The organism is Cellulosimicrobium sp. PMB13 (assembly GCF_051294865.1).
In the GTDB taxonomy this organism is placed as follows: domain Bacteria; phylum Actinomycetota; class Actinomycetes; order Actinomycetales; family Cellulomonadaceae; genus Cellulosimicrobium.
Genome location: NZ_CP145910.1, coordinates 1,615,814 through 1,626,592, shown reverse-complemented (window position 1 = coordinate 1,626,592; position 10,779 = coordinate 1,615,814). Strand labels below are relative to the sequence as shown.

General features: G+C 74.3%; 7 protein-coding genes. 6 read left to right on the top strand and 1 reads right to left on the bottom strand.

The features are described from left to right. Positions 1-157: 157 nt before the first annotated feature. The 3 genes from acs (at position 158) to V5D56_RS07575 (ending at position 4,880) form a co-directional block, all read left to right on the top strand. Complete coding sequence (gene acs / locus V5D56_RS07585; protein WP_435738433.1) at positions 158-2,185, top strand: acetate--CoA ligase; 2,028 nt, start codon at positions 158-160, stop codon at positions 2,183-2,185. 216 nt (positions 2,186-2,401) lie between these two features. After that, positions 2,402-3,802, top strand: coding sequence for a cellulase family glycosylhydrolase (locus tag V5D56_RS07580; protein WP_435738432.1), 1,401 nt, complete (start codon positions 2,402-2,404; stop codon positions 3,800-3,802). A 160-nt stretch (positions 3,803-3,962) separates the two neighbouring features. Next, positions 3,963-4,880: a pentapeptide repeat-containing protein gene (locus V5D56_RS07575; RefSeq protein ID WP_435738431.1), complete on the top strand. Its 918-nt coding sequence runs from the start codon at positions 3,963-3,965 to the stop codon at positions 4,878-4,880. 98 nt (positions 4,881-4,978) lie between these two features. Here the strand turns inward: V5D56_RS07575 and V5D56_RS07570 are convergent, their stop codons facing one another. Further along, on the bottom strand, positions 4,979-6,304 hold the full coding sequence (locus V5D56_RS07570; RefSeq protein ID WP_435738430.1) for an MFS transporter: 1,326 nt from the start codon (positions 6,302-6,304) through the stop codon (positions 4,979-4,981). Positions 6,305-6,430: 126 nt separating this feature from the next. Here V5D56_RS07570 and mshD point away from each other — a divergent pair, with 126 nt between their 5' ends. From mshD to V5D56_RS07555, 3 genes are read left to right on the top strand one after another with little or no spacing between them, the layout of a single operon-like run. Then, entirely contained in the window at positions 6,431-7,423 is a 993-nt protein-coding gene (gene mshD, locus V5D56_RS07565; protein ID WP_435738429.1) for a mycothiol synthase, read from the top strand. Positions 7,424-7,466: 43 nt separating this feature from the next. Next, positions 7,467-9,725, top strand: a complete 2,259-nt coding sequence (locus V5D56_RS07560) for an RNA degradosome polyphosphate kinase (protein WP_435738428.1) — start codon at positions 7,467-7,469, stop codon at positions 9,723-9,725. A gap of 7 nt (positions 9,726-9,732) precedes the next feature. Continuing rightward, positions 9,733-10,770, top strand: a complete 1,038-nt coding sequence (locus V5D56_RS07555; protein ID WP_435738427.1) for an NUDIX hydrolase — start codon at positions 9,733-9,735, stop codon at positions 10,768-10,770. The last annotated feature ends 9 nt before the right edge of the window (positions 10,771-10,779 follow it).

The window sequence follows — 10,779 nt, the reverse complement described above, 5'->3', positions numbered from 1 at the left end:
TTTGCGAGGACGGCGACCGAATCCTGGACGCGATGACCCCGGTCACCCGTGCGGTCTAGACTCGCCCGCGACGAGGCCCTACAGGACCCGCCTCCCCGGGCGCGACACGTCGCGCGCCGGCGGACCGCACCAGAGTCGATGCGCACCGGAGGTCAGCGTGCCAGAGAACGAGTCCACCACCGCGGCGGGCGCCAGCCCCAGCCTGGAGAACCTCCTCCACGAGACCCGGAGCTTCGCACCGAGCCCCGAGCTCGCCGCCCAGGCGAACGCCCAGCCCGGCATCTACGAAGAGGCCGGCGCGGACCGGCTCGCGTTCTGGGCGCAGCAGGCTCGGGACCTGGTCACGTGGCGCACGCCGTTCACCGAGACGCTCGACTGGTCACAGGCCCCCGTCGCGCGCTGGTTCGCCGACGGCACGCTCAACGCCGCGTACAACGCGGTCGACCGGCACGTCGATGCCGGCCTCGGCGACCGCGTCGCGCTCCACTTCGAGGGCGAGCCGGGCGACACGCGCACCGTGACCTATGCCGAGCTCCAGCGCGAGGTGTCGCGCGCGGCCAACGCGCTCGCGGCGCTCGGCGTCTCGACGGGCGACCGCGTCGTGATCTACCTCCCGATGGTCGTGGAGGCCGTCGTCGCGATGCTCGCGTGCGCGCGGATCGGCGCTCCGCACTCGGTGGTGTTCGGCGGGTTCTCCGCCGACGCCCTGCGCAGCCGCATCGCCGACGCGGAGGCGACGCTCGTCGTCACGGCCGACGGCGGGTACCGGCGCGGGGCCGCCTCGGCGCTCAAGCCCGCGGTGGACGAGGCGCTCGCCCCCAAGGAGGGCGCCCCCGCCACGACCGTGCAGCACGTGCTCGTCGTGCGCCGCACCGGGCAGGACACCGCCTGGACCGAGGGCCGCGACGTCTGGTGGCACGACGCCCTGGAGTCCGCCGACACGACGCACGAGCCCGTGTGGGTCGAGGCGGAGCACCCGCTGTTCATCCTCTACACGTCGGGCACCACCGGGAAGCCGAAGGGCATCCTGCACACGACCGGCGGCTACCTCACCCAGACGGCGTTCACGCACAAGAACGTCTTCGACCTCAAGCCCGAGACCGACGTCTACTGGTGCACCGCCGACATCGGCTGGGTCACGGGGCACTCGTACGTCGTGTACGGGCCGCTGCTCAACGGCGCGACCCAGGTGATCTACGAGGGCACGCCCGACACCCCGCACCAGGGCCGCTGGTGGGAGCTCGTCGAGAAGTACGGGGTGTCCATCCTGTACACCGCGCCCACGGCGATCCGCGCGTGCATGAAGTGGGGCGACGAGATCCCCGCGCAGTTCGACCTGTCGTCGCTGCGCGTGCTCGGGTCGGTCGGCGAGCCCATCAACCCCGAGGCGTGGATGTGGTACCGCCGCGTGATCGGCGGCGACCGCACGCCCATCGTCGACACGTGGTGGCAGACCGAGACCGGCGCGATCATGATCTCGCCGCTGCCCGGGATCACGGCCGCCAAGCCCGGCTCGGCCCAGGTGCCGCTGCCCGGGATCTCCGCGACCGTCGTCGACGACGAGGCGCACGAGGTCCCGAACGGTGGTGGCGGCTACCTCGTGCTGTCCGAGCCGTGGCCGTCGATGCTGCGCGGCATCTGGGGCGACCTCGAGCGGTTCAAGGACACCTACTGGTCGCGGTTCCCCGGCATCTACTTCGCGGGCGACGGCGCCAAGAAGGACGAGGACGGCGACATCTGGCTGCTCGGCCGCGTGGACGACGTCATGAACGTGTCCGGCCACCGCCTGTCGACGACGGAGATCGAGTCGGCGCTCGTGTCGAACCCGATCGTCGCCGAGGCCGCCGTCGTGGGAGCTGCCGACGACCTGACGGGCCAGGCCGTCGTCGCGTTCGTCATCCTGCGCGGCGAGCACGCGGCGCGCGCCGCCGACCCCGAGGGCGCCGCCGCGGTGCAGACCGAGCTGCGCAACCACGTGGCCAAGGAGATCGGCCCGATCGCGAAGCCGAAGAAGATCCTCGTCGTCCCGGAGCTGCCCAAGACGCGGTCCGGCAAGATCATGCGCCGCCTCCTGCGCGACGTCGCGGAGAACCGTGCCGTCGGCGACGCGACGACGCTCGCGGACTCCTCCGTCATGGACCTCATCGCGACGGGCCTGCAGAAGCCGCAGTCGTCGGAGGACTGACCGGCCTCGCGCCGAGCACGACCTGAGGGTCGTCATCCGCTGGATGGCGACCCTCACGTCGTGCTCGGTGGCGGGAGGTGTCGCGCTCGTCGCGTGGTTGCAGCGGTCCCGGCTCACCTAAACGGTTCGGCCCCTGCCCGACGGCGCTCCCTCGTCCCACGATGACAGCGCACGCACGCCCGTGGGTGCCGACACCGACAGAGACGAGGACGTCCGATGAGCCGCTCCGCACCCCTGCCCGACGCCGAGGCCGCCCGCCCACGCAGATCCCGGCTGTCCGCCCCGGTCGTCGCAGCCCTGACCACCGCCGCACTCCTCGCGACGACCGCGGCCGTGGCGACCGCGACCGCGCGGTCCGCCGCCGCCGCGGAGGCGGACACGCCGCCCGGCATCCACGTCGTCGACGGCCGGATCGCCGAGGCCGACGGCACGGACCTCGTGCTGCGCGGCGTGAACCACGCCCACACCTGGTACACGCACACCACCGACTCGTTCGCCGACATCAAGGCCGCCGGCGCGAACTCGGTGCGCGTCGTGCTCTCGAACGGCGTGCAGTGGACACGCAACGGTCCCGAGGACGTCGCGAACATCGTCGACCTGTGCGAGGAGAACCGCCTCGTGTGCATCCTCGAGGTGCACGACACGACCGGCTACGGGGACGAGTTCGCCCCCGCGGCGTCGACGCTCGACCAGGCGGTCGACTACTGGGAGGACCTGTACCCGACGCTCGCCGGGACCGAGGACTTCGTCATGGTCAACATCGGCAACGAGCCGTTCGGCAACGACGCGACGGTCAACCAGCGGTGGGCGCCCGAGACGTCGGCCGCGATCCAGCGCCTGCGCACCATCGGGTACGAGCACGCGATCGTCGTCGACGCCCCGAACTGGGGCCAGGACTGGACGAACGTCATGCGCGCGGAGGCCCCCGGCGTCTTCGCCGCCGACCCCGACGCCAACACGATCTTCTCCATCCACATGTACGGCGTGTACGCGGACCCCACGACGGTCACGAGCTACCTCGAGCACTTCGTGGACGCCGGGCTGCCGATCATGGTCGGTGAGTTTGGCTGGAAGCAGACGGCGTCCGACGTCGACGAGGACGTCGTCCTCGCCGAGGCGGCGCGGCTCGACCTGGGGTGGCTCGCGTGGTCGTGGAGCGGCAACACCGACCCGTACCTCGACATGGTCCTGGACTTCGACCCGGCGAACCCGAGCGCGTGGGGGACGCGCATCATCGACGGTCCGCAGGGCCTGCGCGAGACGGCCGTCGAGGCGTCGTGGTTCGACGACGACGGGTCGACCGACCCGCCCACCGACGCCGTGTGCACCGCGACCCTGCGCGTCGCGAACTCGTGGCCGGGCGGCTGGCAGGGCGAGCTCGTCGTGACGGCCGGTGACGAGGCGATCGACGACTGGGCCGCGACGTTCGCCCTGCCGACCGGTGTCACGGTGGCCCAGCTCTGGGGCGGCGTGCACAGCTCCGGGGCGACGGGCGAGCAGGTGACGAACGCCGCCTGGAACGGCTCGCTCGCCGCGGGCGGCTCGGCCACGGCCGGGTTCATCGGCACGGGCACGGCGCCGGGCACGGCCCCCGAGGTCGCCTGCACCTCGAGCTGACCGCGCCTAGCCTGCCGAACCCCGGGTTGTGTGCCGATCAACGCCGTGAGCGGCGCACAACCCGGGGTTCGGCGCATCCAGCCCGGGGCACCGGGCCCGATCCCGCCGACGACGACGACGCAGCGGCAGGTCGACGACGGCCGCGGACTACCCTCTGGAGGTGGCCTCCCCCGACCGCGCCCTCCTGCTCGAGCAGCTCGACCTGCGCACCGACTGCTCGCGCTGCACGGGCCTGTGCTGCGTCGCGCTGACGCTCACGCGCTCGGCGGACTTCGCGATCGACAAGCCCTCCGGCGAGCCGTGCCCCAACCTCCGCGAGGACTTCGGGTGCGCCATCCACGCCCGGCTCCGGTCGTCCGGGTTCCCGGGCTGCACGGCGTACGACTGCCTCGGCGCCGGGCAGCGCGTCACGGCCGTCGTCCGTGCCGCGCACGACGGCGCGACGTGGCGCGACGACGCCGCCGCCGCGCACGACGCGTTCGCCGCGCTCCCGGTCGCGACCCAGGTGCACGAGCTCCTCTGGTACCTCACCGAGGTCCTCGCCCATCCTGACGCGACCCCCGTGCACGACGACGCCCGCACGGCCCTCGACGAGACCGCACCCCTCGCGGCCCTCGCCCCGGCCGACCTGCTCGCGCTCGACGTCGGCGCGGTCCGCCGGGCCGTCGGTCCGCTGATCGACCGGGCGAGCACGCTCGTGCGGACGGCAGCCGTGCGCCGTCGTCCCTCCGCCCACGCCCCGGCGGGCACGGCCACCGACGCCTCGCCCACCACGTCCCCTCCCACGCCGGCCGTGCGCCGCCGGCTGCGCCGCGTGGCGGACCTCGTCGGCGCGCGGCTCGGCGGCCTCGACCTCACCGCGTCCGACCTGCGGGGCGCGCTGCTGCTCGGCGCCGACCTGCGCGGTGCCGACCTCACCGCCGTCGACCTGCTGGGGGCGGACCTGCGCGGCGCGGACCTGCGCGGCGCCGACCTCTCCGGCGCGCTCTTCCTGCTGCCGGCCCAGGTCGGCGCGGCGCGGGGCGACGCCGCGACCCGGCTCCCGGCCGTGCTCGACCGCCCGACGCACTGGACCTGAGCGACCGTTCGGCACCCGGTGCACGGTTCGGCAGCACGAGCCGCCGACCCCGAGCACTGAGCGCCGAACTCCGCATGTCCTGCCGAACGGTCGCCGACTCAGCGCCGCCCGACGTCGACGGATCCCGGCAGCCGACCGATCCGGCGTGCGGCGGGCACGGCGACGACGAGGAACGCCACGACGAGCGCCGCCGCTCCCCACGCGAGCGTCGCGTACGACCACAGCGCGATCACCCCGCCCGCGAGGAGCCCGCCGACGGCGCCCCCGGCGTTCATCGACAGGTCGGAGACGCCCTGCACGGCCGTGCGCGACGACGCGGGCGTCGCGTCCACGAGCAGCGCCGAGCCGGCGACGAGACCGCACGACCACCCGATCCCGAGCAGCACGAGACCGACGGTCAGGCGCGCGGAGTCGTCGCTCGGGGCGCCCGCCACGACGACGGCCGCCCCGAGCAGCACCACGCCGCCGACGACCAGGACGCGCGCGTGACCGACACGGTCCGCGAGCCACCCGATCACCGGGCTGAGCGCGTACATCCCGGCGATGTGGGCGCTGATGACGAGCCCGACGACCTGCAGCGTCGCCCCGCCGTGGTTCATGTGCACGGGCGTCATCGACATGAGCCCGACCATCACGAGGTGGCTCACGACGACCGCCCCGAGCGCGAGCCGCGCCGCGCCCGACGACCGCACCACCGCCCACCCGGCCCGGACGCCGCCCGCGGTGGGCCCGGGGGGCGGCACGGTGCCCGCGGGCGTGCGCGCCTCGGCGGCGACGTGGAGCGGGTCGGGGCGCAGCCACACCCACACGACGAGCGCCGCGGCGACGAACGCGACGGTCGCGAGGACGTAGGGCGCGGCGGTCGGCCCGGCACCGGTCGCGGCCTGCGCGGCGCCGTGCCCCGCGTGGTCCGAGGTCGCCGCACCGGCGCCGACACGGTCGGCGAGGCCCCCGAGCGTCGGCCCGAGGACCGAGCCGATCGTCGTCGCCCACACCACGACGGACAGGTCCGTCGCCCGGCGCTCGGGCGTCGCGAGGTCTGTCGCGGCGAACCGCGACGCGAGACCGGCCGCGGAGCCCGCCCCGAACAGGACCATCGCGACGACGAGCGCCGGCCACGACCCGAGCGTCGTCGCGACCGCGGCCCCGACCGCTCCGACCGCGGCGAGCACGAAGCCCGTGGTGAGCGACCGCCGTCGGCCGTGCCGCGCGGCGAGGCGCGCGAGGGGCAGCGCCACAGCCGCCGCCCCCACGACGGCCGCGGTCTGCGTGAGGCCGGCCACGGCGTCGGACCCGGACAGCTCGGACGCGATGAGCGAGCTCACCGCAATGCCCGTCGCGACGCCGACGCCGGCGAGCACCTGGCTCGCGGCGAGGGTAGCGACGGTCCGGCGCTGCGTGCGGGCGAGGTCGAGGCTGGTCACGACCCGACCCTAGAGGCACGCCCGACCGCGCGACCAGCAGCGGGACCGCCACGGATCGTCGACGTCCTGCCACCCCCTGCCGGCCGCGGCGTCGCCCGCCGGGCGGGCTCAGGGGAGGATGGAGTGGTGGAGACCTCGATCCTCTGGCACCCCGGACCGCTGATCGACGACGCCGAGATCACGCAGGTCCACGAGCTCGCCGCGGCGGCCGAGCGCGCGGACGGCGTCGCGCCGCTCTCGGAGCAGCCGTTGCTCAACCTGCGCGAGGCGGACGACGACGTCGTTCACCTGCTCTCGTGGTGGCGCGGCAGCCTCGCCGGCTACGCCCAGGTGGACCGGCGCGGGCCCGTGCCCAGCGGCGAGCTCGTGGTCCGGCCCGAGCACCGGCGCCACGGTCTCGGGTTCCACCTGCTCGCGAGCGCCACCGCCCGCGCGCAGGAGCGTCACGACGGCGCCCCGTCCGGACAGGAGGGCGGCGGACCGCCCGCCGCGCTGCACGTCTGGGCCCACGGCGACCTGCCCGCGGCCCGGTCGCTCGCCGCGCGCTCAGGGTTCGTGCCCGTGCGCGAGCTGCTCGTCCTGGCCCGCCCGCTGGGCGGCCCGGACGAGCACCCCTTCCCGGACGTGCCTGCGGACCTGCGCCCGCGCACGTTCGTCCCCGGAGCCGACGACGCGGCCTGGGTCCGCACCAACGCGCGCGCCTTCGCGCAGCACCCCGAGCAGGGACGCCTCACCGTCGACGACCTGCGCGCCAGGACGCGCGAGGACTGGTTCGACGCGAGAGGGCTGTACCTGCTCGAGGAGGAGGGCGGCGGCGACCCGGTCGGGTTCGTCTGGACGAAGATCCCCGACGCCCTCGACGCCCCGACGGGCGCGCCGCACCCCGAGGGCGAGATCTACGTCGTCGGCGTGGACCCGGACGCCCAGGGGCGCGGCCTCGGCAGGCTGCTGACCGCCGTCGGCCTCGCCCACCTGGCCCGCGCGGGCGTGCGGGAGGCGGTCCTCTACGTGGACGGCGACAACACCGCCGCCCTCCGGACGTACGAGCGGGCAGGGTTCTCCCGGCGCACGGCCGACGTCCAGTACGCCGCCGCTCCCCCGGGCCCGACCGGTCGGTGACCCGCGTCACGCGTCGTTCACCATCTGGTGCCACCATGAACCCATGACCGACACGTCCACCCAACGCGCGCTCGACCCCGACCTCGCGGCGCACATCGCCGAGCACATCGCCGAGGAGCCGGAGATCGAGATCACGACGGTCGGCACCGAGCCGCTGCCCGACGACCGCTTCGCGGACCGAGAGCTGAGCTGGCTCGCGTTCAACCAGCGCGTGCTCGAGCTCGCGGAGGACCCGCGGCAGCCGCTCCTGGAGCGCGTGCGCTTCCTCGCGATCTTCGCGTCGAACCTGGACGAGTTCTTCATGGTGCGCGTCGCCGGCCTGAAGCGCCGCATGGCGACGGGCATCGCGGTCACGGCCGCGTCCGGTCTGTCGCCGCGGCAGGTGCTCGACGCGATCAGCGAGCGCGCGCACGAGCTCATGGCGCGGCACGCGAGCGTCTTCGCCGACGACGTGCAGCCCGCGCTCGCCGCGGAGGGCATCACGCTCGTGCACTGGGACGAGCTGGAGACGCGCGAGCAGGAGCGCCTGCACAAGTACTTCCGCAAGCAGATCTTCCCGGTCCTCACGCCGCTCGCCGTGGACCCGGCGCACCCGTTCCCCTACATCTCGGGCCTGTCCCTCAACCTCGCGGTGGTCGTCGCGAACCCGACGACGGGCAAGGAGCACTTCGCCCGCGTCAAGGTGCCGCCCCTGCTGCCGCGGTTCATCGCGGTCGACGCGCGGGGACGCCCCTCGGCGCCGACGTCGCAGACGGGCGCGTCCGACCGCGGGCCCACGTCGTTCGTGCCGATCGAGGAGGTCATCGCCCAGCACCTCGACCACCTCTTCCCCGGCATGGAGGTGCGCGAGCACCACACGTTCCGCGTGACGCGCAACGAGGACGTCGAGGTCGAGGAGGACGACGCCGAGAACCTCCTGCAGGCCATGGAGAAGGAGCTCCTGCGACGCCGCTTCGGCCCGCCCGTGCGCCTCGAGCTCACGCACGGCATCAGCCCGCGCATCCGCGCGCTGCTCGTGCGCGAGCTCGGCGTCGTCGAGGAGGAGGTCTACGAGCTGCCCGAGCCCCTCGACCTCACCGGCCTCAACCTCATCGCGGACCTGGACCGCGCCGACCTGCACTTCCCACCCTTCGTCCCGACGACGCACCGCGTGCTCGCCGAGGTGGAGAGCGCCTCGCCGACCGACGTGTTCGCCGCGATCCGTGAGCGCGACGTCCTGCTGCACCACCCGTACGACTCGTTCTCGACGTCCGTACAGACGTTCCTCGAGCAGGCCGCCAACGACCCGAAGGTCCTCGCGATCAAGCAGACGCTGTACCGCACGTCGGGCGACTCCCCCATCGTCGACGCGCTCATCGACGCCGCCGAGGCGGGCAAGCAGGTGCTCGCCCTCGTCGAGATCAAGGCGCGCTTCGACGAAGAGGCGAACATCTCGTGGGCGCGCAAGCTCGAGCAGGCGGGGGTGCACGTCGTCTACGGGATCGTCGGGCTCAAGACCCACTGCAAGCTCTCGCTCGTCGTGCGGCAGGAGTCGGACGGCCTGCGCCGGTACTGCCACGTCGGGACGGGCAACTACCACCCGAAGACGGCCCGCCTGTACACCGACCACGGCCTGCTGACGTGCGACCCGGACGTCGGGCAGGACCTCACGCGCCTGTTCAACCAGCTCTCGGGCTACGCGCCGCAGTCCCGGTTCCACCGGCTCCTCGTGGCGCCCCGCACGGTGCGCACGGGCCTGGTGGAGCGCATCGAGCGCGAGTCGGCGGCGGCGCGCGAGGGCCACGAGGCGTGGGTCAAGATCAAGGTGAACTCCGTCGTCGACGAGGCCACGATCGACGCGCTCTACCGGGCGTCCCAGGCCGGCGTGAAGGTCGACCTCGTCGTGCGGGGCATCTGCGCGGTCCGGCCCGGCGTCCCGGGGCTGTCGGAGAACATCCGGGTCCGCTCGATCCTCGGCCGGTTCCTCGAGCACTCGCGCATCTTCGCCTTCGCGAACTCCGCGGGCCCCGCCATCGGCGAGGGACCCGAGAGCGGTCCGGAGGTCTTCATCGGGTCCGCCGACCTCATGCACCGCAACCTCGACCGCCGCGTCGAGGCGCTCGTGCGCATCACCGACGCCGACCAGGTGCGCGAGCTCCTCGACCTGCTGGACACGTCGACGGCCGACACGACGGCCTCGTGGCACCTCGACGCGGACGGGACGTGGCACCGCCCCGACGGCGGTCCCGACGGCAGACCGCTCGTCGACCTGCAGGCGAGCCTCGTCAGCCGTCAGCGCCGCCGTCTCGCCGGGCGGCGGTGAGCCGCGGATGGGAGTACCACCCTCCGCGCTGCAACCGGGCGTCCCGCTGCGCCCTGCCCTCGGCCCCACGCACGTCGAGCACGCCCCCGTCATCGAGTCCGCCGGCGCGCTCGTGTGGCGCGTGCACGACGGCGAGCTGCAGGTCCGGCTCGTGCACCGCCCGCGCTACGACGACTGGTCCTGGCCCAAGGGCAAGCTCGACCCGGGCGAGACCTTCCAGGCCGCTGCCGCGCGCGAGGTGGCCGAGGAGACGGGCAAGGCCGTGGTCCTGGGCGTGCCCCTACCGGGTCTGCAGTACCTCACGCCCGAGGGCCGCGTGAAGCGGGTCCACTACTGGGCGGCGCGCCGCGCGTCGCGCACGCGCGACGCCGGCGCGCTCGCCGCGCGCGCACCCGTCCCCCCGGTCTCGCCGCAGGAGATCGACGCCGCAGCGTGGCTCCCGGTCCAGGATGCCGCGCGCCGGCTGACGCGCTACGTCGACCGGACGCCGCTCGACGCGCTCGTGCGCGAGCGGGACGAGGGCCGGCTGGCGACGCACGTCGTCGTCATCGCGCGGCACGGCAAGTCCGTGACCCGCGGCGTGTGGCACGGCGAGGAACGCGACCGCCCGCTCACGCCCACCGGGCACGCGCAGGCGATGGCGCTCGTCCCGGTGCTCGCCGCCTACGGCGTCGAGGCGGTCGTCACGAGCCGGTGGGACCGGTGCGCGCAGACCATCGCGCCGTACGCCGACGCGGCGCGCCTCGAGACGGTGAGCAGCGAGCACCTCAGCGAGGCGCAGCACGAGCGCTCCCCGGGACGGGTCGCCCGGACCGTGCGCGAGCTGCTCGAGACCGAGCGGTCGACGGTGCTGTGCACGCACCGACCGGTGCTGCCCACCGTCCTCGACGTGCTGGGGCAGCACTCGCGCCGCGCCGTCGCGAACGCGCTCCCGACGCAGGACCCCTACCTGGAGCCGGGCGAGGTCATCGTCGCGCACGTGGCGCACACCGCCAAGGGCCCGCGCGTCGTCGCGGCGGAGAAGGTCGCGCCACCCCTGCACTGACGGGTCAGG